Here is a 26090-nt window from a genome sequence, read left to right as displayed (position 1 = left end):
ATCAAGAGGATAATAAATAATAAAAATTAACATTGGAGCGAAGCGACCCGAATGCCGCACTGGCGACAGAAGTGCGCGCTTATACGTTGCGTTGCAACGTGCGCTTTGGTATTCTGAAATTCATCAAGGGAGCAAAACAAGAATTAAAATCACCAAAATGGTATAGGGACATGGCCATCTATCGTTTCAGCGCGCAAATCATTTCACGTTCTCAAGGGCGCAGTATTATTGCGGCCTCAGCCTATCGTTCTGGCGAAGAACTTGTTGATGAACGCACCGGCGTAATTCATGATTTCACCGATAAAAGCGAAGTGGTTCATAAAGAGATTTTCTTACCTCCCAACGCGCCAGAATGGATGAGCAACCGTTCCGATTTATGGAATGCAGTGGAGCGTTCTGAAAAACGTAAAGATGCCCAACTTGCCCGTGAAGTACAGCTCGCCCTTCCTCGTGAATTGAGCATAGAACAAAACATCGAATTGGTGCGTGAGTTTGTCAGAAATGAATTTGTAGCACGTGGCATGGTTGCCGATGTATGTCTGCATAATCCCAAAGATGATGATGGGCTCTATCAACCGCATGCCCATGTCCTTTTAAGTTTAAGGCAAGCTCAAGAAGAAGGATTTGGTCTTAAAGAAAGAAGTTGGAACGATAATGCCTTATTAGAACATTGGCGTGAAGAATGGGCAAATTGTGAAAATCGTCATTTGGCCTTGCATGGAATTGACCAAAAGGTAGACCATCGCAGCTATAAAGAACAAGGCATTGCCTTAGAACCCCAATATAAAATTGGACCCAAGGACGCCCAAGAGCGCATGGCGCGGCTTGCCGACCACCAACGCATTGCCCGTGAAAATGGGCAATTAATTTTTGAGCAGCCTGAAATCGCTTTGGATGCAATTACTCGATGCCAATCGACATTTACCCATCAAGATTTGGCTCGTTTCATTAACCGGCATACGGAAAATGCAGCGCAATTTAATTTGGTGTTTGAGCGGGTTAAATTATCATCTGAGTTGGTTTATTTAGGGCTGGATAAAGACGGAAAACAACGATTTTCAACGCAGAATATGTTGCACATAGAATCCTCAATGATGCACCAATCCGATATGCTTCATCATCGTTTAGGTCATGAGGTATGCGAAAAGACGGTTTTGCTTGCGCAATCGAGTCGTACGCTCTCAGAAGAGCAAGAGTCAGCGCTTTGTTATTTAACACAATCAGGTGATTTAAAATCCCTTTTAGGCTACGCCGGAACAGGAAAAAGTTATCTCTTGGGCGCTGCGCGAGAAATCTGGGAGCAATCAGGATATCGAGTACATGGAGCTGCTCTATCCGGTATTGCAGCACTTAATTTAAGGGACAGCTCAGGTATTGAATCACGTACCATTGCTAGCCTCTTCTATCGCCTGGATAAGGGCATGTTTCATTTCACGTCACGCGATATTTTAGTGGTGGATGAAGCGGGAATGCTTGGCTCGCGTACCATGGAGCGTTTGACACGTGAAGTAGCACAAGCAGGTGCAAAACTGGTATTGGTGGGCGACTGGCAGCAACTGCAGGCCATTGAAGCCGGCGCATCGTTTCGAGCGATTGCAGAAAATTACCAGTACGTTGAACTCAATCAAATCCGAAGACAAACAACCCCTTGGCAAGTGGATGCTTCCTTGGATTTAGCCCAAGGCGCAGTAGATAAAGCCCTTCTAGCTTATGATGCCCATGACCATGTTCATCGATTCATAAGTACGCATGATGCCAAACACGCTCTGATTGAGCAATGGAACGATGTGCGCATTGCAAGCCCCTCAGATTCTCAAATCATTCTTGCCTACACCCGCAAGGATGTGAAAGAACTCAATGAAATGGCGCGTGTGATGAAACGAAAAGACGGACAACTTGGTGAGGATGTTGTTTTCAATATGGAGCGTGGGGAGCGCGCCTTTGCAGTGAATGACCGCGTGTACTTCTTAAAACGAGAAGACAGTCTTTCAGTGATTAATGGCACCTTAGGTACCATTCAAGGCATCAATGCCAAATCAGGTATCATCACCGTCGCTCTTGACGGTGATGACTTAAAAACAAAGCCGCAAATCGTTCAGGTAAACACCAATTACTACAAACACATGGAACATGGCTATGCGGCTACTGTGTATAAAGCACAAGGAGTGACCGTTGACCGAGCGTATGTCTTACCTACAGCGCATTATGATGCCCATTCAACCTACGTGGCGATGACGCGCCATCGCAACAGCTGTGATGTCTTTGTAAGCAGAGAAATTTTTGCCTATGATAAAGCACTCATTCAAGCACTTAGTAGAAATCGCGCGAAAGACATCACCTTAGATTACACCCAAATGCAGGGAGAATTTGCACGCCAGCGCGGGCTTATTCTGGATAAGTCCCCTACCCTTTCTATTTCATCAAAAGAACACTTTAAAACATCAGAACGTTCTCTTGAATCCTTGCTGAATCAGGTGATGGGCAGAGACTTGCAAAAAGAGCAACAAAAGCTTGATGCGTTTGAGCAGCTGTGCTTGAAAGAAAACCCCAACCAAGTCCTGCACATTGCCGATAGCTTATTATCCATTGCTGAGCGTCAAGCTAAATCCTTAGCGCGTTCTTTTGAGCCTTACAGTAAGGCTTTGGCACAAAATCGACTCTCTTCTGAGCAAAAGGATGAATTAGTCCGTTTGATGGGGCAATTACCGGGTGATTCTCAGTTAATGAATGCATTTAAAAAGGATTATCCTGAGTTTGCAAAGCAAGCTGAGCACTTCATAAAAATGAATGAACAACACGTGCAACGAACAAGAGCCATTGATAAAGAATTAGACATATAAAGGGTGAACCATGTTGGATAGGGAAGAGGACGAGGTAGCATTAATCAATCAGTCGACTAATGAACATCTAAAAGGTGCTGATAGGGAATTTTTTGATGCAGTGCAAACCCTTAAATCGGTAGCTCTTTTGTTAAAAGGGTTATATGGACAAATGAATGAAGAACGTGAAGTCATTACATTGGCTTCTGGCCAAATGGCACATTCTGTGAAGCAATTTGAACAGCACCTGATTCAATTCGAATCTTTTGAAAAAGCATGCAAACAAAGTGTGATTGAGCGTATTAAAACCGAGTTAAAACAAAATATCCGCGAGAGCGCTCAAACAATAGCCCAAGAAGTGACTCATCTTGCTTATGAATCCATTAATCACAGTATTAATTCGTTGTGTCAGTTGAGTAAAGAACTAACGGAGCACCGAGCACGAAAAAAAAGCTCAAAACGATGGAGTACGGCCTTATTCCTATCTGCGGCATTATTAGGAGGTGTTGTAAGCGGTTTTACTCTCCATTATTTAACAGCGCCATCCAAAGAGATTAAAGTGAAGTTAGCCGCAGGAGAAGCTTTAATGCGCTCATGGAACAAATTAACTAAAGCCGAGCAAGAAAAGATATTCCCATCCAAAAGCTGAATAAGGATTCTGATTTTTCCGCGTATCCAAGCGAAACTGGTAATGAATCAATTGTGTCAGCGGAAACTTGCTGGGATGCAAAATCTACAAAGGCTCAAGATTAAGTTCCTCGATGCATTGATGTTCTGCATTTATTTTGTTCTTGTTTGGTTGCTTGCTCCCCACATGACCATCGGTACCCGATTCCCAATCCTCATCAATTGATGTTAATTGAGAGAAATTAAAGGTTGTGGGCATATTGCGCTCAATAAAACCATTAGTTTTTATTGTCCGAAAGCCTAAATCAAGTGTTAACTGGGTAATGGGATAGTGTCCTGGCAAACGGACAAAGCAGTGCAAATCTTTAAGCTCCATAATTTGCGGATAGGAAACTATTGGGCGTGTAACTCGTTGTGCGCCTAATGAAATCCCATCTCTAATACTGTTGGCGCCATAGGAATAATTTTCCCGTGATTCTTCGATTTCTTCTTCACCAAGTTCCGAGGCCACAAGACGCGCCATATCGCTACTCGGACTACGAAAGAAAAAGCGGGTATTTAATAAATCAAAAATTTCTCTGCCTCCTGCCTGACCATAGACTTTGGTAAGCTGTGAAAAGCTTTGCATTCCAAGAAGAAAGCAACCGCCAAACTTGCGTACCTCGGCAATGGTTTCACCAAGCAGAGGTAATTTATGAAGGCTTGGCAATTCATCACAGATAAACCAGATACGCCTGTTTCTATCAGGAGTAAGACTTAAAAGAGCTAGCGAGGCTTGCGCTAACCACATAGAAATTAAAGGTTTGAGTGACTTATGCGTTTCACCATTGGATGAAATAAAAAGCCAGCCTTTTTGTTGCTCATCAAGAATGTAGTCCCGAATAGAGAAAGGGGGTTTCCCCTCCTGATTCAGTTCAGCTAATGCAGAAAAGGATTTCAAATAGGTTGTAAGTGTTGCGCGAATAGAAATTGCAGTTTTCTCAATTTTACTACTGACAAGGGTTGCTGCGGGAGTTCCTTGTAAATACTCTTCCAAATCAGAAAATTCATCGGTTAAAATCAATTTTAATAGTTTTTCAACTGAGCGATCAGAATGATGTCGCATCACGGATCCTAAGCATGAAAAAACAGTTCGTGAGGCATTAACCCAAAAGGGATCAGATTCTCCGTGCATGGGAATTGAGCTTTCGGCCATATTTTCAAAATCCGAGTCACGAGGTGCCTCTAACCACATATCCCAATTGGCACAACGTTTGTCAAATGGATTTAAAATCACATCTGACTCGTCTTGGTAATAATGAGCAATAAATGAACAACCTTTATCGTAGACGATCACCCGATCGCCTCTTTTACGAAGACAATCCATTATTTTCATAATGAGCTGGCTTTTTCCGGTGCCTACAGTTCCATGTACCAGTACATGCTGAACCTCACTGTTTTTGATGAGGGGAAATGTATCAATCGTAATATCAGAATGAGCTTTATCGCGCAGGATTTTCTTTTTTACTACATTTGAATGTTTGAATTGGCTTCCACGCACAAATTGGCTATCGCTCTGTGCTTTTCCCCGTTTGATAAAATAATAGGCCAAACATAATCCAAGAATAAAAGACAGGCAGAATGCCCATAAAGCAGACTTGCCAAGACTATGAATCACATGGTTTGCATTATCCTGGTAGTAAGCATAGTTCAGAATGGAATCAACTGTTTGCTTGTACGTTTTACCATGAAATGACAGTTCAAAAGTGTGCTTTTGGCCTACAATCTCTAAAAATTGGGCGTAATAAAAAATGACTGCATGCGTTATTTTTTCTAAAGAAATAAAAAACCAGACAAAAACCAATGTGAAAACAATCCAAAAAATAAGACAAATCATGCTCAATGTTTTGGTGATTTGATCCCACATGCGAAGATTATGGAAACTGATTTGCCCGCCACGAGTATAGTGTTTGAAATTAGGCTCGTTGTTCATCAAACACTCTCTTTTTCTTTATGAAAGAAATTAGAAATAGCTTTTGAGAGAACTCTCACTCCGATTCGGCTTGCCTCCATATTAATAACGATACTGGTTGCAATGGCTGCTAGGATCAAGCAGGGAATACTTGAGAAAAATACGACATCCTGTTCAAAGAGCGGAATAAAAAGAAAAGCGAACATTCCAAAGATAAAAAAGAATCCTGTAAGAGCCCATTGCGTTTTTTGAATAAGGTATGCGCCTGTTCGAAGCTTTGGACTGATTTGGAGTTTGAAAATGATGTAGTTTTTAATAAATCCCAGACCAAACAGCGATATCAGCAATGATGAAAAAAACACGCCAAACACCATTTTTGCTCTTAGCAAGGCATGCTCATCAAGGCGTGCCTCTTCATATTTGAGCTGACGTTCTTTCTTGCGTTTAAGAAAACCTTCTTGCCATTTGCGCTCCTTTTCCTTTTGGATCATTTTAAGCTCTTCCTGACTGGCATCAGGAAACTGCTCTCCCAAATCATAAAGACTGGATGGACTATGTAGCGTGGACTCTTCCCTATTAGCACGTTCCATATTGGATTTTTCCCATCGTTCAGTATGGGGTGCATAATCCCAGGCATTGATTCGAACAGCAAAAAAACAGGCCGCAGATTGAATCGCCAGAAGCAACACAAATAAATGGAACCATATTGCAAACAAGCGCTTATAATACGCTCCTGCGGAAATAATGCCTAAATCCAGATGTTTTAGCGTCTCTAAATCCATTGCCAGTGCTTTTTTTAAATCAGTTATCATGTCCTTTTTCTCCTTCAAATAGCTCGCTTAGAGTCTTTTTCCCTTTATCCACGGCATGCCCTGGGATAACCCCTGTTGCGGCATCATACTTCCAATCCGGTTCTTTTTCTTTGTATTCGTTCACTCGATCAGCTTTGGTTTTTAAAATATGCTCGGGATTGCTTGGCGTTACATTGGTTTTATGGTCGTTATGAATCTTTTTTACTTGTGTATCCACCTGATTCACCAGATGATTTTTCTTGTCATTAGCAATCCCAACATCTAGTGTTTTGGCGCTATCGGTTAACGTATCATGATTTTTTTGATAATTTTTGCCAATATTATTGCTCTTCTGGTTTAAAGATTGGCTTTCACTCTGATAGAAGGCATCCATTGAAGAAGAGGATTCTTTCGGGCTGTATTCTGCGATTAATTGTTCGCGCTTGGCATGAACAAAGGCACCAGCCAATCCCTCTAACTCTTGTATTGAACTCATATCTCCAGGACGTGCAAACAATTCATCGCGATGAGAACTACCCACCTTCGATACAACAAAAGATGGAAACGCTTGATTGAGATCGGCTGTAATTTGCTCCGATTTTGATTCTACATAGTGTTTGGCCTCTGCAATTCGCATAGCGCGAGTATGCGATACATCATAGTTATGGCTTCTATTTTCAGCCTCTCTGATATCAACTCCCATTTGATTAGATAGCGATGCTGCCTCGGAATGACTATCATCAAAATGATGGGTTCTAGCAAATTGGGCCACATATTGGCTTGCTTTATTAAAATCCTCCGCTTCTTGGGCAGAAACCACCTTGTCATAACCCTCATGCGCACGATACGCATTAGTTGATGCTCGTTCGTATTTAATATGAGCATCCCATCCGCCTTTAATACCAAAGATTTTTCCGGCAATACTTTTTTGAAGATCAACCCCACCTGAAATCCCATGCCCGCCACTGGTCATCGCCGCAAAGGCATCTTCTTTGCTTATGCCGTTACGATGGGCAACATCCTCGGCAATCCGTGACATTTGAGAGAGCGCACTGGAATAGTGAGCTGAATCGGAAGAACTGATTCCATTGCCAAGACGCATATCGTGTCCTGATAATTGAGACAGTGCTAGTGCCCGATGGGCAAAATTACTTAAGGCGGATTGATACGCTTTACTTTCATTAGCAGCTGCTTGATTTGATTGCTCATACGCCTGATTCAATGAGCCTGTTAATGCCTTGGCATCGGCAATATGAATATGACTTTTAGTCATACCAGGACTAACATCAAAAATAGCATCCCCCCTGCCGGTCAATGTTTTTAAGACGCCACTTTCCAATTGCTCCGTGTGCATCCCGTACATATGCGTCCAATTGGAATCGTGTTTGTTTGCCGAGAAATTATTGGCCGTGGTGTTATAAAAACTGGTTTGACCAAGCCCAAAAGATGCTGCTGCCGCCTCCCCTGCCACAGCCATTGTAGAACCTTGTACATGTCCTGTCATACTTGTTGCAAGATTGTTGAATGCCGATCCCACATTGGAAACAAAGCCATAAGCCAAAAATGGGATAAAAATCATAATATAACCGGCAGCACTGGATATATCATTGTGAAGCTCATCAATTTTATCCAAATTAACCATGGTGAACTGACCGTATTCACCAGAAGAGCTACTCCCATAAAGGGTCATTCCTGCATTTAAGATGGCAAACAACACTGGCCATAACTGCAAGGATAAGAAGAATTGTTTGTAAAAAAGAATAATTTTTCCCAGAGCCGGTATTGTGGCTAATAGAATCACTAGAGGAAATACACCAAACAACAACACCGTTAACCAGGTATGTAATAAAGGCAAGAACCATAACGCTTTGATTCCTCCGATTTCCCAAGACCAGCGATGTTGAACCTGTGATTTGGTAAATTGTTGGTTTACAACTCCTGCTGTGGCATCAGTAAAAGCTTGATAATTTGACACACCATCTTTTATGGCATTCATCATCATGCTTTGCAAAAATATATTGCTTGAAGTATCCGTTAGTCCCTGATAGTAAGAAAATGCGGATTTCAAATGAGTTTCAAACAGTTTCTCATAGGTTGTTTGTTTTGGTTTTCCGAACAAATTAATGCCGAAAAACGAATACGCCCTTTTTATTTCGGCATCCAATTTTTTACGAAGACTGTATTGACCATCTGTTTTAGCAGCTTCAAGACAGGGTACCAACTTACCATTAACCATCGTCATCCTCAGCGGCGATGGATGAGTTGATATTAAATCCCAAAGGTTGGTTGAATTGGCCAGATCGCCTACACTGTATTTGCGATTTAAGCGAATATCACCGACCACACAGGAGCGAAAATATTGATTCATTTCCTCTTTAAGCTCTGGATTTATAATTCTAAAGCTGGTTGAAGCCTGTATTAGGCGTGCTCCAAATAAAGAGCCAGTTTGAGTGTAGAGTAGATCCTCTGGTATTGGTCCATTGCCTAAAGGAAGCGTTGCAAACAACGCATCAAAACTTTGTGCCAATCCAAATCCAACAGTCGTTATAAGGCTTGTGCTCAATGCAAAGACCACAGGGATATTAGCAACAATCTTCGATTTTTGTGTGGAAATGTCATAAATTTCTACAGTTGTTTTAGGCAAAATAACCAAATTAATCATGAATACATAACCTAAAAACCAACGGGCAAACGCCATCGGATCACGGGTTTTTACATAACCTACGGCTGTCATAACAATGCCAATCAATGTAGTGATACGCAAAAGGCCAGCAAAGCCATCTTGCTTCATAAAAGCCGCAATCGCATTTAACACCAGTTGAAATAATTCGCCAGCTGCAAGAACATTGATTGTGATCACGTGGTTATCTCCTCTAACTGACTGTGCTGTTCATGGTTGAAGCGACTTGCTTTTCAATGCGAGCCATATGCTCTATAAGGGATAGTTTTTCTTTTAATTTGCGACCTACTTTAGGATCAAGCGCTGTCACCTTAGAGGTTGCTGTATGAATTCGCTTTTGAATGTCGTTAACCAAGTCAGAATTGAGTTCAGAACCGGCTGTCGCATTACTTACCTCAGCAAGCAATTCCGTTAGATAATGGGTTAATAAATCATGGGCTATCAAGGTTGCATACTCTTCAATATCCACCGCTGCACTTGAATATTGGGTACTGTTTAATACGCTTAAAAATTTCATAACCGGTAGAGAAGTCATACTTAAAAAATTGATCTCCCTTGAAGTGGGCTTCTCATCCTTAGCTAGTTTCGTATTAATCGTACGAATAATCTCACGCACCTTAGAGGTGAGCGTTGAGTTTTCGGCAATGGTGATATCTTGCAGGCTGACCTGCATGCATTGATTGCCCGCTGTCACATCCTTGCAACGCCAAATTTTCGCAGTACGAACACCATTTCCAGTACCAACTAGTGCATTAATTAAATCAGCATTGGAAGCCAAGGATGGCACATTAGTTACTTTTCCTTCTTTGTCGATAATCAACGTTCCCGTTAAACTCATCACCATCTCAGCCAGTTCTCGATCACTATTTAAGAATGATTTGGATTGCAACAGGGACCATACGAGATTTTTATTTAAAACCACCTGCTTTTTACGCGTCTCATCTTGGGACGCTTTATTCATCACATTATCAAAACCATTACCAGAGCAAGCCATACGTGCTTTGACGTAATCACTGAATAATCCTTCTTTCCCCATGGCAGCCTGGTCTTTACAGATTTTTTGCTGGCTTTCTGCCGTTTTTGGCCAAATGCCGCCAACCATGTTTTGCGAAAGCTGACAGGAATTGATACTGGCCTGATTTGCCATTTGTTCCAGTTGCTGTAAATAATCCCTTACCTGTTTGAGTTCAGGAACCGTAGAAGCAAGCATCACATCCACTGCATAGACACCGGCATTGGTCATCACTGATTTTCCCAAATCAACAAGCTTTTGTTCGCTTAGAAAACTCATACTGCCTGTGAATAAATCAATGCCCCCACATCCGGCACGATAACTGGGTAAATCCAGCTGCACCAACTGGTACTGACGCACCTGATTGCGGGCATAGAGTGAACCGCCACCAAAAAATCCCGCGGCTTGGGATTCAAAGGCCGCAGGCGAGGTCACATTAGACGCATAGCCCATCCCATTAAAAAAATTATCCAGATCGGTACTGACATTAGCCTCAACTGTGGAGAAAAAACCGAATAAACAAAGAGTAAGAAAGACTTTTTTCATTACAACCTCCCCTTGTTTTCATATGCTTTGATTTTTGTAATGAGTACATCCATGCGGTCATTCAGTTCAGTTTCCGTCATTGAACCAAAACCAACTGGATACAATGTTTTTGTTTCGGGGCTTACTACAAAAATGGCTGGGTAATTAATCGCATTACCACCAAAGGCAGAATTAATCCATTCGGTAGTCGCCGGTAAAAATTTGGGAAATTCAGGTAACGGTTGATTATCCAACGACAAAGGGAACACTTCTGCTTTGTTGCGAGTTGCCCAGTGTTGTAATATCGGTGCAAACCGCTTGCAATGTGGGCATTGGCTGCCATAAAACAAAATTAATCCATGAGTTCTAAAAAATCCCTGATCCTTTTTATTACTACCCTTCGCAACTTCCTGTTCAGAAGACTGTTCATGCTCAGCAATCATGTTGGTTAGCCATTGAGGCCCTTCGGCATGAGCACCCAAAACAATAAAGGCTAAAGCTAATCCTAAAAATATGCGTGTACTCATCATTCCCCTCCTTTAAATTGGGTGGCTACTTGCTTGATGCGCTCCATCAAGACATCCTGAGTGATTAGACCATAAGCTATAGGGGAAACATGTTGACTTTGAGGATTAGCCAAAAGTAATGCTGGAAAATAACGAACACCAAGTCGGTTAGCTTGCCCTTGATCCATTCGAGAATTCATGAGCTCAGGAGAGACTACCCCATCGATACTAACCGGCATTAAGGGCAAATTAAATCGCCGACAAAAATCAACAATAATAGGGATTTGTTTCAAGTCATAAGGACTTTTCCCACGATAGAAAAACAACAAACCATGCGTTTTGGACAATCGGTTTATAATTTCTACGGTTTGGGATTCGCGCACCTCATCGGTGATTTTTGCACCAAGATTGGAGGTTGGATGAGTCACCGCGTAATCATATTCAGGATGTGCCAACATCGTTTGTTGAAACAACGATTTAAATCGTGAGGATTCTTTAAGCCAATAATCTTGTAGGCTTAAAAATACGCGCATGTCCTCGACCTTTTTGGTGTACCGTGCCTTATGCAAAGCTTCCATAGTATAAAAACGAAGTACCGCATCGCGTTCAGTAAAACTAAGTTGGTTAAAGGAAGTGCCTCGGGGGCTTGGTCGTTTTGTCTTTTTCTGTTCCTTTTCGATGCTGTACCAAAGAAAACCGACCGGTTTCTCGGCGAACACGGTCAGAGGATTAAGGAATACTATCAAAAGAAAAACGCCCCATTTAATCATGTGCACGCCCCATCTGTTTTAAGCGCTCGATATGGGACTGATTGACTGCAGAGACTTGCCCATCATCTGGCAGTACTTTACGATTCATGAGCTCTTGGGTAATGGGGGATAAATCAAGAGCAGAGAAATTAATACGTTCCAGTTCTTCTGGGGTAATACCACGGCAATTGGCTTTGTTGTCTTCATCTTTTGCCCAACCAAAGTGAATGCCTAACTGATAAAAACGTCCTTGAATTTGCAGAATAGAAGCCAATTTTGTGGGGAAAACACACCACGACTCCTTTTCTTCCAAACAAAGCCCTAGCTTTTTTAAAGCACAAAAAGTTCCGACTTTATATGCCCTTTCCTCTTCCTTTGCTTTGGCAAGCCGCTTCTCATCCTCACTGCAATGAGTCATTTGGTGGCTGCCATGACAACAATTACGTGTATTGGCAACCACTTTGCGACAGGTTGAATTGGTTCCGGTAAAAATGGCAGGCACACCACTGCGAACTTGCTTGGTTGCAACATCGGATGCCACACCAGCCAAAGCCCCTAGGCGTGATAATCCCTCCGCCGCATCATCACTTTCTTCCTCAAATGACACGTCACACGATCCATCGCTGCAGGGTATTTTGTCAGGACAAATGGTTTTTTCTGGAAAACACACCTGATTCATACAGGAAAATGTTTGTAAGAAACGGGTACACAATCCATTGGATGCATTAAGACACTGCGAACCCACTTGCGAACATCCGCCTTGCAGTAAAGACATGCAATAACTGTTTTCTAAATAAGAGCATTGATAGTTCGAAGCATGACCCCAGCAAGGCCTGGTAATGGCAATGCCGTCAATAATTTTTGTGGCATTAGGTTCTAAACATGAATTGGTGTTCGTTAAAATACAGGAATCCGAAGGTTTTTTTTCACAGGCTTGAGTAACCCAAGACTCTTCACTTACCTGTTGTGTTAACGTCATCTTAAGAGGTACCGCTGCCTTAATTATTTTTCCTAAAGATACCGTCACTGTGGGGTCTTTGCAGGTAGGATTTTTTATGAGTTGCAGCACTTTATTGTGATACATCACTACAAGGTTTAATGCTTCACAAGAAGGCTTTATTTCGGCAAGATTTGCTTGGCTGCATCCTTTATTATGTTTGCCACATTGGGTTAAATTAAAGGTTGCACTTCCACGAGGAAACGTGACTTCGCGAGTAAAATTTTGTGTGAGTGGCCTTAAAGTCACCTTAAGTGTTTCCCCACAGGCGATATTTTTGTAGCCCACGGTTTCTTCGCAAGTTTTGGTCTCATGCGTTGATTCACAGAATCCTGGTTCTTTATAGCAGACGCCATTTACCGCATCTTCTGGATGTTCAAGCAATTGTTCTGCGTAACGCATCTCAGGGCTATTCGGATTGTAGCGTCCCTTCGTGCGGGTTCCTGCATGTTGATACACCTCTAAAGCATCCGGATTGTTGGCCAGTGCGTTTAAGCCTGAAGAGGACAAAGTATCCGATCCTTCTTGTGGGAGAAGACCTGTCTCTTTTGGATTTTGCGTATACCCCTTCAATACGTTGGCAGGATTAAATCCATTTAAAGCCTGCAACGCTTGCTCACGTGCTTTTATTGCATCGGCTGGAGTTTGAGCGAATCCCGCGGTAATGAATAGAGATGAAAACAAAATGAGAATGAATTTACTCACTGCTTATCCTCCGAGCATCATGCAGGGTAAAGTGGGTTTCCCCATGTCCTGCAATCCACGATAATCCTTCTTGGAGCGTTAAATGGCCGTAAATCACATCAAACTTCTTCTCCTCTGCCACGACCAAAGCGGGTACTTGCTGAATGCCAAACCGTTCAAATAAGGTGGGGTCAATGGCCAAATTTAAGTCGGGGATTCGCTGGCTCAACTCCATAACCTTCAGTGCGGTATCCTTCATTGAATTGTGATGCAGTCCATTTAAATAGGCGGGGATGTGTAAACGGCTGCTTTCTTTGAGAGTCTCCTCCAATAGCCTACCCGGCATGGAAAAACTGACAAATACCGATACCGTTGCGGCAAAAAGTACTGTATTGGCAAGACATCCGAGTAATAAAAAAAATCCTTTTTTAACCATTTAAATCTCCGTTTAAAGAAAGGTGCAATTCCTCTTTCGCCATACTAAAAACCCATATTGGTCGGGCGTATGCGGTTTAATTTTTCCAAACTCCCAAGCCAAAGTGCTTAAACCCCCTGGGTAGCAATGTTTGCCATCAGCTACCTGATTCACTATCTCATAGCGGTAGCGCGATTTTGGGGTTGCTGAATAGTGATGTTCTTTGCAAATCGCACCCGATGCGGCACTCGAATCAGACAGTAACAATTCACGGTGCATTTTGTAGTTCATACGTTCAGTCAATAAAAGTGCCGTTTGCACCGGAGAAATAGGCGCATGTACATGCCCTGTCAGCGGATAATGAGTTCCTTGACTACCTGCACACCAAAAAAGACTGTCTATTGGCTTCTTGGTCAGCGTCGAGGAAAGCGCATCAGCGGCACAAGAACTTGCTGCCACAGGGTTGCCAAACAACACCGACTCAGGACTTAATACAAAGCTCATTTCAGAGTCTTGCCAGGTAGGGTCAAGTTCGGTGAGGTAAGCAATATCAAAATCCCCTCCTTGCATACAACCCATTGAAGTGATGAGATTAAGCCAGCTCATAAGCGGGTATTTATACCAATGGACGTGAAAAAACGCACGCTGTTGGCCATTACCAACCACATGACGCCCTCCCCTACTCTGTTTCAAACCCAAATTGAGTTTGATGCCTCCAAGATTCACCAGGCAATAAGGCGTGTCGGTAACATCGGTGAGCGCAACTGGCTCCCAAAAACCAATATTGAGTCCTACGCGTAAACCCATAGGGCTTGGGCATACACCGATAGGACTTGAGGCATTATCTGTATCGGGTAGGGATGAATTCACTACCTTGATGTTGCCAATCGACAAAGGAAATAAGCATCGCCAACACACATCACGAATGGGATTTACAAAATGTCCTGTGCATTGCTTGCTCCATCCCGGATAAGAAAAAACGAAGAGGATTGCGACAAAAAAGACTCTAAAGGACATCGCCATTCTCCTTGATTGCGTGCTCGACAATGACAAGACGATTGCCTTTGCGTGTAACGATTGCCGGAACGTGAGTGATACGAAGCTGCCTCGTAATTTTCCCAGCCTGGTCGAAATAAATGACTGAGTGCAGCTTTTTTTCGGCGGCATTGATGGCGCCACCCGTCAGAATCAATTTAGGATTCGGACAGCTTGTTTTTTGAAGCTGAGCCCAATTTATCTGCGCTTCATCATCCGCATTAAAGAATAACCAACAGGGTTGATAGGAAGGTAACTGCGACAGTGCATTCACATGGGTACCGCGTACATACAAAACACGACCTCGCTCATCGCGTATGTCTTGGCTTAAAGTGATTTCGGGCACGTAATGATGTGTTATTGAATGATTGGTGCGTGGAAGATTTAAGGCTGATGGCCTGTTTGCATGCTCGGCTGCCGTTTGAATCCAGCGCTGGTTCATCGCCTCAAGCGCTCCACTATCATTCAAAGCCGTCAATCGCTCTTCAATGATCTTTAAAAAGCTCTTTTCAGCCACAGGAAAAACCTCGCCAATCACTCCAAAGGATTTGGCATGAATCTGACCCATGGAAATCATAAGAAGAATCAAGCAACATAGGATGTTCACGATTTATTCCTCATGGCGTGACTTAACCTAATCCGCACCTCATCGGTGATATCAATACCTCCAGCAAAAACATCATTCTTTCTTAAAATGATGACCTTTTTTTGCTGTGCAAGCTCGACCAATACCTTATTAAGTAACGCATTAAATCTTCTTGTGGATTGCTCCACCTGAGATTCAGTCGCCTTTATTTCTGCCAATTGACGAATGAATTGGCTCAGAACTTCCTCTTTATTAAAAATGACAATCGGTTCTTTAGGCTTAACACCATAAGAAAGGATAAAAAAACCAAAGATTGCTAATACAAAACTCGCAGTAATAGGGATTAATCGCATAATTCCTCCCCATAGTATTTTTGCGCCACGCGCTGGATTGCATCGGTTAGCGTGACACCTTGGTTTGTTAATGATTCAATGTCACTCACTTCTTCGCCTGAGGTAGAAAAAAGCACTCTGGAAAACGGATCGCAAAAATAACGATGAAAGGTAGTGACATTTCCAAACTGAATCATCAGATTGGAAAATCCTTGCGTTTTCGCCTCCCCAAAGGATTCAATAACACGTGCTTCAAGCGGGCTAAAATGTTTTGGATGCTCATCCATGTATTGCTTTAACGAACCCTGCCGCATCATGATTTTAGTATCACTACTTGCCGCAATCGCACGCCCCTGAAGGGTATTCATGGTATCTAAAAGATTCTGAGTAATAACCGCAAAACCACCCCTATGTTTTCTTGCGGTACGAAAGCCCTGCTCAATAAAGCTTGCGCACACAGGATTCGAACCACGCGCCAAAAACCGCCACGCTTCATCAATGATGCAGCGTTTTTCCCGTTTTCTATCTGAGTGATAAAATTGTCCCTGAATAATCACAATCATCACAAACATCACGATGGTCAGAAGTTCTGGATTGGATTCCAGCTCACCCATTTCCAGAACCACGAAATCGGAACTGTTCAAAAGAGGGGTATCACTGTTAAATAGATGGCCGTAAATTCCTTGACTCCCATATTTGCCAAGCAAAACAGTCAAATCCTTAAGCCGTTGGTCACCTTGAAATTGAGGCCTTTCTGACATCCTTTGAAGCGCGCTCAACACATCGTCCATTTTGGCGCGCCGGCCATGCACTTTCCAACATTCGGTCACGGCATCCAACAGCCACGCCTTTTGTACTTCTCCTAAAGCCTCATGAGGGCTTGCCATAATCGCCAACAAATTCCTAATTTGAATGGAATCATTGAGTGCCTGCCCATTAATCTCCGTCACCCCATCAAAATCAAATAGCGTAAATGGATTAAGCGCCAGTGTGGATGCATCAATATAGCTGCCACCCACCATCTTACATAGATGCTTATAGGAACCGCCTAAATCAATAACGAAAATCTGCTGTCCCCGTGATAAACCGTCTAAAATTTGCGCCTGTTCAAAGAAGGATTTACCAGCACCCGTAGAAGCCACTGTGAGACGATTGAAATTGGTAATCGGCAATGCCCTGTCATCAAAGGTATTTAAATAAAACAGTTGATGCCGGTACGTAGGTACAATGAGTCCCTGCCCTGCGCCTTTAAAATCCGCAACGACGGGCAGAAGATTAGCGACATTGAAATGGCTTAGTTTTTTAGTCATGCCCAAAAGCTCAAGACTTGAAAAAAGTCCCTCAGTGAGTATAAAAGGAAGACTACCTAAGAAACGTAACCACTGTTTGCAACGACTTTGAGTGAGAGTAAATCCTAAATGCCTGAAACTCGCAATCGCTTTGGCAACATGTTCTCGTTCTTTGCTTTCAGTGGTATACAGCACGACATTATAAAAAGTGGGCAAGAGATACAATTCGCCCTTAGATGCATGGTCGTGAACGAAATGCCACTCGGCTGTTTCCTCACGAATGGAGGGATTAATAAAGGATTGAACCGCATTATTATTGGAGCTTAAAGATTTTGCACGAGCTTTTGCTTTTGCCTTCATCTTTTCCTGATTCACGCCTCGAATAGTAAAAGAAATCAAAAAGGGACATTGAATGCCCTGCTCCGTATCCAGAAGATTGGCGAATAAATCCGGTGTTTGCCACAAAGCAAAAGGCTTGCTCGGATAACTACTGACCTCACAATTCACGACGCGTGTTCTCTGGGTTTCTCCTTTTAAATCAGCAATGGAGACCTCGATGGCCTCATCTTCTATTTCGATTACCGTGGAAGGAGTGGGTATCGACTCTGCAATCAATCCATTGGATTCATTAATTACTGGCCAAGAGAGCGTGTTGAAATCAGGCGAAATTAATGCACGCATCAACACCTTAAAATCATCTGCATCAAGTCGCCTAAACCCAAATCCTGACACTTTAAGTTCTGATTCAAAATCGGCTTGCAACAGGTGAAGCTGTTCTTTGACATCGGATTGCATGGGCCTGCAAATAAAAAGATAACAACAATAATCACTCAAACCCGCTGGCACATTACGGCCATTTTTATATCCTTTTTTAATGGCATTAAGATGATACTTAAGGCTAAGTCGTGCAAGATCAGCATAAATCCCGCCTTGTTTTAAAATGGGCTCGTAGTTTTGCGAAAGCCGTCCCTCAAGCCATGGATGTTTATACATCAATACGGTGCAATCCGTATCAACCGTCAGCTTATTCTTAAAAAGTTGCGCCAGACTGTTCATTAATGACTCATCGGCACCAGACATCGGCGAAAGCTGTAAACCAAAGCCCATCGAATTGCGATTAACAAAAAAACCGGCTTCATTCACCGTTTCATAGGGTAGAAGTCCTTTGATTGAGGGTAAGTCCATAGTTACTGACTCATGCGCTTGACCCTGGGCACTAAGAGAAACGGGTTTAATTCCAGAGGTTTCTCCCAGCATCTGGCTGGTTCGATGCAATAAATGACGCGCTTTATCACGCCAAACAGTGAAGTCTAAACCCATGATTGCTCCTTAAGGCGTGTTGCAACCCACAACGATTGACTGTTATTTTGTTGGATGATTTTCCCTTGGTGGTTTGGGATAGTGTGTTCTGCTTTCATCATGCCGCGTCTTACAGAATTGGGTTTTGCATCATCGGCGAAACGGGTCATGGCATCGACCTGCTCGATTGTTAAACAACTATCCCCCGCTGTAGCATTACAACTGAAATTGGAGTTCATCGTACTGCATCCTGTAAGCAATGCGCTCAGTATTGAAATGAAACAAAGTAAACCAGACCTCATCGTAAACCTCCTGTTTCATTTCGATTTAAGGTATTTAGGCGCTCAATACGCCCCAAGACTTCGGGAGGAACTGTAAAGTTCATCTCAGAAGTTGGATTTTCGTCTTGAGATGCAATCAATCCTTGTGTTTCGTGTTGGGCTTTTACTTGATTCATTGCGTGCTGACTCTTATCTTCATCGGGCTCTAAGTAAAATCCGTCTTTAAAGACCACGGTGACTACATTGCCCGAGCCTACTTGAATGACAGGATGGTATTGCTCTGCGCGTTTGACATAGTATGCCGACAAGGTATCTGCTGCTTTGGAGGCACCTCCATAGGCTGCAAAGGGCGCGATTTGACTGCTGGGTACAACTGATGTTGCGCCATACGGTCCAATGGCTTGGACGCTTTGGGCGTATTGTGCAGCAGAGGCAACTCCAGATAAGGCACCACTTACACCCGCCCAAGTCATGACCTTGTTATCTCGCATCAAAGGCTTGCCTTTAATTCCAACCTTGCCATTGAAAAACACCCACCCAGTAACCTCCTTATCAATAATGGGCTGGCCAGGATGAGCACACGACAGACGATACAATGTGGCAAACGCACGCTCACTGGAAATATCTCCGTAGGAATTGGCGCTGACGCGACACCCTCTTAAGCGTGAACGCTGGCCATTAGGCAATGTGCCATCTTCCAAAAATTTAAAGAGCATCACGCCATTGTTTTTCGACTGGCCATTCACTGATGCATCGGCATCCGCACCGCCTAAAATCACTGCGCGTACTGAGGTATTGGATGGAACATAATGAGCAGGGTTGAGATAAAAATTAGGGTGTGGTTTTTTCATGCGTCGTTTAGGTCGAAATGAGACTGTGTGAATGCGAGGGGCTGCATCCGATAAAGTAGTGCCACTATTCATCATCGTGTTCATGGCATAGGTATTGGGGTTATGCCACAGTTGTGGGTTTTGTACTTCGTTTAATTCAGAAGGATTGTTTTGGTGTTCCAAATGACTTTGTTTTTCCTGATTGGCTAAAACTAGCTCGTGTACTTGTGCTGTGAGTTCTTCTTTTTGTGCTTGCAATTCTTTTTGATGTGCTTCCCCCATCGTTTTAATGTTTTGTGTTAATTCGCTTATTTGTTTTTTTAATGATTCCAGTTCTGTTTGTTGGGTGGTCAACGCTTGGTCTGCAACCGCATCGGTAAATGATTCCTCTACGATTCCTGTTAAATCGACTGAATTTTTTGTAGTGGTCGTTTTTTTAGGATGACCCTCTGCCAACAAGACAATCATCGTGGCGATGATGAAGAAAACGATGCATCCTACACCAACTAGAGTTCGAACCTGACGCCCTTTTATCTTTTTATTGAATTGCCAGTTAGCCATGACGTACTCCCTGAACCCGATACAACATGGCTTTTTCACCAGGCGCAATAGATGGCTTTGAGAACTTAATCGCTAATGTTCCAACTTTCGCAAACCATTCTTGAGACAACTCCAAAGGCTCCTTGCCCCTGTTATATAACTCGATGGTTTCACCCTTCAAAAGCTTACCATCCCAGGACTCTTTAGGTAGGAGGGTTAATCCTTTTGACCAGCGCTGTGCTTTTCCAAATTGACGTTTTATACGCACATCAGCAAAAGGTTTATGTTGCTCCATGTGGGTGAGTAGAGCAAGAATTGCTTCGGGTACGGCCTCCTGAGTTATCGTTTTCATATTGTCTTTTGTAGTGTTAGCTTGAGAGGCGACAACTTTGGGTTGTGGTGGTGAAACCAACTCAATTGTTTTGCCTAATGACTCTTCACCATTTAATGTGACTGAAAAATGCGTGCCTTTCTCAGTAGTTACAAACAAAGTAAATGGATTAGTCGCAGACAACATCACATAAACCGAACCATCTTGCTCGTCGCGTTTGATGGCCATGCTATTGGGTGGAAATACTGCTTCTATGATTTTATCGTTCTTCACTACAATGCGGTTGTAATTATTTTGAGAAAGCGTCAATGCGATGTCACTATTCTCTTTCACCGGGATACTATTAGCTCCCATAGTCATCGTAGATATTAATGCTAATGCGACACTTAATGGTTTACGCATGATTGAAATCCTTAAAAGGCGAAAACTTAATGATGGATAAGCGACTGTCTTTATATTGAAACTGCAAGAGGTAGGTTTTACGTTCATCGCTTAGCGATTGAAGCCCCACATAGCGTTTCAATACCCCAGAAACAACAGCGGTAAGTTGATTGGGGTTCGTTTTAATTTCGGTGATATCAAACGTAGAAGACATCTTTTTGGCTTTAATGACTTTCGCCTCATTCGTTAAAAGCCTAAGTATCTGGGTGTACTTTTGATGGTTCACAAAAGACAGTAAGCGCTTGTGGTTGGCATCAACCGTTTCAGGCGTCACATTTAAACGCTCATTAACGAAATTTTCTGCCATCAGACTTAGGTAATGGCCGTCGACACGGGTTGCTGATTTAAAATAACCCGGATTTCCAGAAAATGGCGTTACTTCGATGGTATGATGGTTCCAGGCCTTATTAAGAAAGCAGGACAACAAGACATTAGAAACTAAAAGACCAAACACCAGAACCACCATTAAGTTAAATCGTGCAGAGAGTTGGCTTAGGCGGCTTTGATAACTTTTAAAATCCATTTTTTTCTCCTTAAGCCACATACACACGTTGGTGGGATAAAGGGAGTTTGGGCAGAAAAAACTGGGTAACCATGCTTGGCAAAGACCAGTAAGCCAACACTAAGAGGGCTTTGGGACCCTCCCCTTTCTTCAAATACCGCAACCCACTTAACAAACTTAATCCAAATAGAGAAACCAATATTTTTTGATTCGAGATGATGAGCAACATAAAACCAATACCTGCCACCACCAGTTCGTCCATGGTTAACGTTAAGATTCTCTTAGGCGCATCAATATGGTTTAAGAATTGATAGTTCATGTTGCTCATTCTTCCCTTCCTCTCAAAATACAAACGTTTTAAGTAAAAAGGCTGGAATAAAAGCAACAGCAGTTACTCCAACAAACACCATAGGATTTTTACTCTTCACAGCCATGGCGGTGGCTAAAATGATGTCTACTAAAATAAAAACTTTCCAAAACATGGAGCCACTTCCTAATGAATCTTTGACATCCCCTTCCAAAGCTTTTGCCAATAAATCATTTGCCAGTACGTTTTTTGACAGCAAAAAAACGACAAGAGCTGAGCTTACTCTCTTCATCAAACTGAATCTTTTTTTACCTACTTTCATTGTTTTCTCCGTTTTTAGGTTGTACAAATCCCTTAAGCACTTGGATGGCCTAATTTTTAACACCAATTAAAGTTATAAGTTTTGCGAATTAAATCGTCTTTTAGGTTAGATGGTTCATTAGAATATTCCCGAAATGACTTTAACTAATCCTTGTTCTAATGCCCCCCTGGCATCGGCAAACTTCAAATTGACCTTGTCTGCATTGGAAACGACACGTGTTCTATAACGCTGATATTGCGTGTTGCGCGAATAGGTTTGAGAGGTCATTGTGCTATTTCCATTTTTTAAACGTGATTGGAAGTGTTCGCTTACTTTAATCCCCTTCCCTACTTTCTCGCTGATTTGAATGTCGGTAATCATGGTGTAATTGACGTCTTTCACTAACGAATCCGCAGCCAAGCCCACAAGGCCACCCGTAAGACCCCCAGCAATCATTCCCGTGCCTGTTTGGGTTAAGCTTCCTGCCGCTGTTCCTGCCACAGCGCCTGCAATCACTGAACCATATCCCCCACCAAGTGCAGATTGACTTGCAGCAACACTCATCTTACCCACCTTGAGCACATTAGCTTGCAATAGGTAGTGCGCCGAACTTGGATTATTGACTACCGTGTAGTCATGTTTCATCAAGGCTGTTTTTAATTGTGGCGCGATATTGATTTCTTCATCTGATGTGTTTTTCACTGACACATACACTGTTTTCTGCGCTTTAGAAACAGGATCTAAAAAGATAGTCTCACTTTGCTTCGTACTGACTTGCAGTGACCTATGCTCTAATGCTGTTTGTGTTGCAGCACAACCTGTTATCACTGCTGCGGAACTTACTGCGAACACTTTGAATAACTTTCTGCTGTTTTTTTTCATGCTATTCCTTATCTTTTTTCTTTTCTGTACCCGAATCACCCCAGAGGTTCTCAACAGGGTGCCTCTTGTTGTGAAGACATCACTTGTCTTAACTGTGCTTCAATGTCATGAATTTTGTTTTTAGTCTGGTTAATAATCGTTTCAAAATGGGCTCGTGTATGTTCCCTGGCAGTTGTAAGCAACTTTTGAAAATGACTGACTTCGGCATGTGCCTCCTTAAGTTCATTTTCAAGTTGCTTCACAATTGAAGTGTTTGATTTTTTCGTTGTGGAAACGTCGCGCACCATACCCGCAGGTGTTTGCCAACCTCCCCTCAAAATGACCCCACGAATGGCATTGAGTTTTCGACTAAAGTCATTACCACAGGCAGTGAAATGCTTGGGATTAAGCAAACAAAATTCAATCTCTGCACTTAAATCTTCTTTTTGCGGAGAGTTGAGGCTTTTAACCAGGCTGGTTACACGGTGTTTCTGGGCTTGAGTAAGTTCAGTGCCAATCAATGCATCCTCTTGCGATAAGCGATCAACTGGAGGTTGTTCCTTAACGACTTTAGCAAATGGTTTCTCTTCATGATTTGATGATTGAGAAAAAAGAACAGCAGCAGCTTGTGGTTGAGCGTGAATAGTCGTTGCTTTACCCGGAGCACTATTGCTTGCTGCTGCTGTTTTATTATTTAGTTTCTTATTACTTATTCTATTAATATTTATTAGTGTCGGATTTTCCGGCGTCGGATTTCCAGTCGCCGGGCTTACCGGAGACGGGTTTTCAGGGCTCGGTGTTGTTTGCTCATTTTTTACCGAAGACGGCTTTTCAGGCTCTGGGATTCTATCGTGATTTTGGCACTCTGGAATTTCTAAAACAAAGTACTCAATCCCACCAAAACGACCACTTGCATCATCTCGGCAAGCAGATTTTTGAATATAGCCGGCTTGTTCTAATTCGCCAAGGAATCCTCGAACCGCATCCCTTCCATTTGTAGCCCTTTCTCTTAAATCAGAAACCCGCACCTTCCAATCATCAGGTAATGACATCAGATAGGCATGTAGTCCTTTAGCCCCCCATGATAAGGAGTCATCATTCAGACACGTCTTATCGAGAATTACAAAGTTTTGTTGTTTTTATGAATTCGAAGTACTGCCATGATCTGCGTCCATTGCTTCTAGTTGGTTTGGAATGGTTTGATTTAATTCGGAGATAGAGCGATATCGTATGAGGTGATCTTCAAGTCGTAATGCCGCTTCTGGAATCTTTTTTCTTCCAGATCTCATACAAGATTCGGATAAAAGCTTATTAGCCTCCTCTGAAAGCTGGAAAGAAATATAAACTTTTGGATATTTTTTATTATTGCTTTTCGATTCCAATTTTTACTCCTGTAAAAATCTTATTATTTTTCAAACGATTTTTATTGATAAACCATCAGTTGCTACTCAAATCAAAACCATTATTTACAATCTTTGAGGTTTATTCTTATAACAAAATTGTTTAAACTTTCGGTTAATTAACTTTTTCCATATATAGCGAATTCACCATATATGGGAAATTTACTATATATGGCGAATTATGTCAATTGGTGATGTATTATCTGAATTATTAAAAAAATATAACCTTAACGCTCTGGAGTTAGAGCGACTTACAGGTGTGCCGTCTAGTACTATCTATAGATTGTTGAAAGATAAAGGTGGAAACCCTACTATAGATGTTCTAAAAAGTTATCTTCTTTTTTCCAAGTCACGGTAAGTCAATTAATCGGAGAAGATCCCATTGGATGCAAACAAATTCCATTTATTAAACCTATGGATATATTTTGCTTTTTAGATTCTTCCCAAGATAGAAACCTTGAAATTGATAGTGTTCCTATTGATTTCCCTTTGAGTAGCAAATGCTTTGCAACTTTATCTCAAGATAACATGATGGAGCCTTTCATTTTGGTAAATTCCATTGTTATCGTTGATCCAGAACGTAAAATTACTAATAAAGATTTTGTATTACTTATAAAAGCAAAAATGAAAAGCCGATAATTAGGCAAATTATTTCTGATGGAGATGATTTTTATTTAAAAGTATTAAATTCAAATTTCCCTGTCGAATTAAAGAAAATTAATTTAAAAAATTATTTTTTTATTGGAGTTATAGTTCACTATAGAACTAATCTATTTGATTTTGGCACCCCTAGTTCAAATAGAAATTATGATGATGTAATTTATGATTTTAAAAAATGAAAAGACAAGTGGAATGTTTTGAAAAATCTGTTTTTCAATAAAATAGCATCTTATTTTATTAATATTGATAGAGGTACATACTTAGTTCTAATAGGTATGCTGTATGCTACAATCTTCTTTTGTTCATTTGTTATGGGATATAAGACAGTTGATATATATGGTAGAATTTTATGTTCTTCCGTATTTGTTTTTCCTTTGCTTTTCCCGATTAATGACTCAATAACCGAACTGCTTGGGGCAAAAATCTCATATTTAATGATTGTCGCGATAATCATTTGTGAGTTTATGTTTAGCTTCATTACCCATGCTTTAGCAGTTTTGCCATCACCTTCTCATTGGCAAAATCAGGATTTATATCCTATTTTAACGACGGGTTTTATTCATATTGCTATTGCTGACTCTATTTCTTTAGCAATTGGTTTTTTTGCAAATACTTATGTACTGGATAAATGGGGAATAAAGTGGTTTGGAACAGGCTTTTTTAGGAGAAGTCTAGGAGCCACGGCTGTAGGAGAGTTACTTTTCACAATATCTACTAATCTAATTACTTTTCATATGCTTAGCACAGCAAGTCTAATAGATACAACAAATATTATTATTTCAGATTACATCCTAAAAATGGCATACTCATTTATAATTTGTATTCCTAATGCCTATCTAGTAAGTTTAGTAAAAAAACATATCCAAAAAGAAGTTACTATTCCAGATAGGAATATTATTCCTATTAACCAGATAAGAGCGAGGTATCGAACTTAATCACGTTACTATTTTTGCTTTTATTGCGCAGTCTATATTCTTGCTCAGCTTCATGACCACCAACAATATTACCTATACAAGCACTATCTTCTGAGTTAAATTTCCTTAGTTTCTCTATGCTTGAATAAATTTCTTTCGCAGGTTTTATATAAATTTTATTATTTAAATCTTTGTAAACAACTAGAGGCTCTTCAAGTTGTTCAGAGAACTGATGCTTTATGATAGAGTAATTTTTTTTAAATTTATTTTCTATAAGTCTTTTTTGGTTTTCAAGCATTACATCAATAATCCAATCATAGTCCTTTTCTGAAAAACAATTTTTAGACCTAGCTTCCCTGAGTAATTCAATAGGATCTTTTTTTACAGGATGTACACTCTTGCTCTCTATTTTAACCCAAAAGAAA

At 41.6% G+C, this 26090-nt stretch carries 27 protein-coding genes; 5 read left to right on the top strand and 22 right to left on the bottom strand.

Annotated elements, in window-relative coordinates; genetic code table 11:
• The first annotated feature begins 32 nt into the window (after positions 1–32).
• The gene (traA, locus tag DY223_RS17995) at positions 33–2840 is read left to right on the top strand and encodes a Ti-type conjugative transfer relaxase TraA (protein WP_236942460.1); all 2808 of its coding nucleotides are present in this window, start codon (positions 33–35) and stop codon (positions 2838–2840) included.
• Between the two features lie 10 nt (positions 2841–2850).
• Complete coding sequence (locus tag DY223_RS17990; RefSeq protein WP_012187530.1) at positions 2851–3468, top strand: hypothetical protein; 618 nt, start codon at positions 2851–2853, stop codon at positions 3466–3468.
• An 84-nt stretch (positions 3469–3552) separates the two neighbouring features.
• Here the strand turns inward: DY223_RS17990 and traD are convergent, their stop codons facing one another.
• The 21 genes from traD to DY223_RS17885 all read right to left on the bottom strand — a co-directional run bounded on the left by traD (position 3553) and on the right by DY223_RS17885 (position 24073).
• On the bottom strand, positions 3553–5418 hold the full coding sequence (gene traD / locus DY223_RS17985; protein ID WP_012187529.1) for a type IV conjugative transfer system coupling protein TraD: 1866 nt from the start codon (positions 5416–5418) through the stop codon (positions 3553–3555).
• The gene (locus tag DY223_RS17980; protein WP_058387442.1) at positions 5418–6209 is read right to left on the bottom strand and encodes a hypothetical protein; all 792 of its coding nucleotides are present in this window, start codon (positions 6207–6209) and stop codon (positions 5418–5420) included. Before DY223_RS17980 ends, traD begins: the two co-directional genes overlap by 1 nt.
• Positions 6199–9048 (bottom strand): conjugal transfer mating-pair stabilization protein TraG, encoded by a 2850-nt coding sequence (gene traG / locus DY223_RS17975; protein WP_012187527.1) that lies wholly within the window; start codon positions 9046–9048, stop codon positions 6199–6201. Before traG ends, DY223_RS17980 begins: the two co-directional genes overlap by 11 nt.
• Positions 9049–9061: 13 nt before the next feature.
• Positions 9062–10426: a conjugal transfer protein TraH gene (locus DY223_RS17970; protein WP_012187526.1), complete on the bottom strand. Its 1365-nt coding sequence runs from the start codon at positions 10424–10426 to the stop codon at positions 9062–9064.
• Positions 10426–10935: a type-F conjugative transfer system pilin assembly thiol-disulfide isomerase TrbB gene (gene trbB / locus DY223_RS17965; protein ID WP_012187525.1), complete on the bottom strand. Its 510-nt coding sequence runs from the start codon at positions 10933–10935 to the stop codon at positions 10426–10428. Before trbB ends, DY223_RS17970 begins: the two co-directional genes overlap by 1 nt.
• Positions 10932–11681, bottom strand: a complete 750-nt coding sequence (gene traF / locus DY223_RS17960; protein ID WP_012187524.1) for a type-F conjugative transfer system pilin assembly protein TraF — start codon at positions 11679–11681, stop codon at positions 10932–10934. The genes trbB and traF overlap by 4 nt, the downstream gene beginning before the upstream one ends.
• Positions 11674–13362, bottom strand: coding sequence for a conjugal transfer protein TraN (traN, locus tag DY223_RS17955; RefSeq protein ID WP_012187523.1), 1689 nt, complete (start codon positions 13360–13362; stop codon positions 11674–11676). Before traN ends, traF begins: the two co-directional genes overlap by 8 nt.
• Positions 13355–13777, bottom strand: coding sequence for a type-F conjugative transfer system pilin assembly protein TrbC (gene trbC, locus DY223_RS17950; RefSeq protein WP_012187522.1), 423 nt, complete (start codon positions 13775–13777; stop codon positions 13355–13357). The genes traN and trbC overlap by 8 nt, the downstream gene beginning before the upstream one ends.
• A gap of 12 nt (positions 13778–13789) precedes the next feature.
• Positions 13790–14773: a conjugal transfer pilus assembly protein TraU gene (gene traU, locus DY223_RS17945; protein WP_058460577.1), complete on the bottom strand. Its 984-nt coding sequence runs from the start codon at positions 14771–14773 to the stop codon at positions 13790–13792.
• On the bottom strand, positions 14763–15398 hold the full coding sequence (traW, locus tag DY223_RS17940; protein WP_012187520.1) for a type-F conjugative transfer system protein TraW: 636 nt from the start codon (positions 15396–15398) through the stop codon (positions 14763–14765). Before traW ends, traU begins: the two co-directional genes overlap by 11 nt.
• On the bottom strand, positions 15395–15730 hold the full coding sequence (gene trbI, locus DY223_RS17935) for a type-F conjugative transfer system protein TrbI (RefSeq protein ID WP_012187519.1): 336 nt from the start codon (positions 15728–15730) through the stop codon (positions 15395–15397). The genes traW and trbI overlap by 4 nt, the downstream gene beginning before the upstream one ends.
• On the bottom strand, positions 15721–18318 hold the full coding sequence (gene traC, locus DY223_RS17930) for a type IV secretion system protein TraC (protein ID WP_012187518.1): 2598 nt from the start codon (positions 18316–18318) through the stop codon (positions 15721–15723). Before traC ends, trbI begins: the two co-directional genes overlap by 10 nt.
• Entirely contained in the window at positions 18309–18599 is a 291-nt protein-coding gene (locus DY223_RS17925) for a TraV family lipoprotein (RefSeq protein WP_019350379.1), read from the bottom strand. Before DY223_RS17925 ends, traC begins: the two co-directional genes overlap by 10 nt.
• Positions 18596–19969, bottom strand: a complete 1374-nt coding sequence (locus tag DY223_RS17920; RefSeq protein ID WP_012187517.1) for a TrbI/VirB10 family protein — start codon at positions 19967–19969, stop codon at positions 18596–18598. The genes DY223_RS17925 and DY223_RS17920 overlap by 4 nt, the downstream gene beginning before the upstream one ends.
• Positions 19962–20681, bottom strand: coding sequence for a type-F conjugative transfer system secretin TraK (gene traK / locus DY223_RS17915; protein WP_012187516.1), 720 nt, complete (start codon positions 20679–20681; stop codon positions 19962–19964). Before traK ends, DY223_RS17920 begins: the two co-directional genes overlap by 8 nt.
• On the bottom strand, positions 20674–21243 hold the full coding sequence (traE, locus tag DY223_RS17910; RefSeq protein ID WP_012187515.1) for a type IV conjugative transfer system protein TraE: 570 nt from the start codon (positions 21241–21243) through the stop codon (positions 20674–20676). The genes traK and traE overlap by 8 nt, the downstream gene beginning before the upstream one ends.
• 10 nt (positions 21244–21253) lie before the next feature.
• Positions 21254–21550 (bottom strand): type IV conjugative transfer system protein TraL, encoded by a 297-nt coding sequence (traL, locus tag DY223_RS17905; protein WP_012187514.1) that lies wholly within the window; start codon positions 21548–21550, stop codon positions 21254–21256.
• 13 nt (positions 21551–21563) lie between these two features.
• The gene (locus tag DY223_RS17900; RefSeq protein WP_012187513.1) at positions 21564–21851 is read right to left on the bottom strand and encodes a hypothetical protein; all 288 of its coding nucleotides are present in this window, start codon (positions 21849–21851) and stop codon (positions 21564–21566) included.
• 117 nt (positions 21852–21968) lie between these two features.
• A complete protein-coding gene (locus DY223_RS17895) occupies positions 21969–22712 on the bottom strand; it encodes a complement resistance protein TraT (protein WP_012187512.1) in 744 nt (247 codons plus the stop codon).
• A 50-nt stretch (positions 22713–22762) separates the two neighbouring features.
• Positions 22763–23743 (bottom strand): replication protein, encoded by a 981-nt coding sequence (locus DY223_RS17890; protein ID WP_115684398.1) that lies wholly within the window; start codon positions 23741–23743, stop codon positions 22763–22765.
• 87 nt (positions 23744–23830) lie between these two features.
• Positions 23831–24073 (bottom strand): TraY domain-containing protein, encoded by a 243-nt coding sequence (locus DY223_RS17885; protein ID WP_012187510.1) that lies wholly within the window; start codon positions 24071–24073, stop codon positions 23831–23833.
• A 199-nt stretch (positions 24074–24272) separates the two neighbouring features.
• On the opposite strand from DY223_RS17885, the gene DY223_RS19840 reads away from it, so the two are divergent.
• The 3 genes from DY223_RS19840 (at position 24273) to DY223_RS17870 (ending at position 25686) form a co-directional block, all read left to right on the top strand.
• Positions 24273–24449, top strand: a complete 177-nt coding sequence (locus DY223_RS19840; RefSeq protein ID WP_115684397.1) for a helix-turn-helix domain-containing protein — start codon at positions 24273–24275, stop codon at positions 24447–24449.
• Between the two features lie 56 nt (positions 24450–24505).
• Positions 24506–24730, top strand: coding sequence for a S24/S26 family peptidase (locus tag DY223_RS19180; protein ID WP_115684396.1), 225 nt, complete (start codon positions 24506–24508; stop codon positions 24728–24730).
• Positions 24731–24948: 218 nt separating this feature from the next.
• On the top strand, positions 24949–25686 hold the full coding sequence (locus DY223_RS17870) for a VUT family protein (RefSeq protein ID WP_012187508.1): 738 nt from the start codon (positions 24949–24951) through the stop codon (positions 25684–25686).
• Here DY223_RS17870 and DY223_RS19175 read toward each other — a convergent pair.
• Positions 25655–26090, bottom strand: a 436-nt coding sequence (locus tag DY223_RS19175; protein WP_160116296.1) for a hypothetical protein, incomplete at its 5' end; no start/stop codon positions are given. The genes DY223_RS17870 and DY223_RS19175 overlap by 32 nt on opposite strands.

The organism is Legionella bozemanae (assembly GCF_900450575.1).
In the GTDB taxonomy this organism is placed as follows: Bacteria; Pseudomonadota; Gammaproteobacteria; order Legionellales; family Legionellaceae; genus Legionella; species Legionella bozemanae.
The sequence above is the reverse complement of the archived record's forward strand: the minus strand, read 5'-3'. Positions and strand labels throughout refer to the sequence as shown.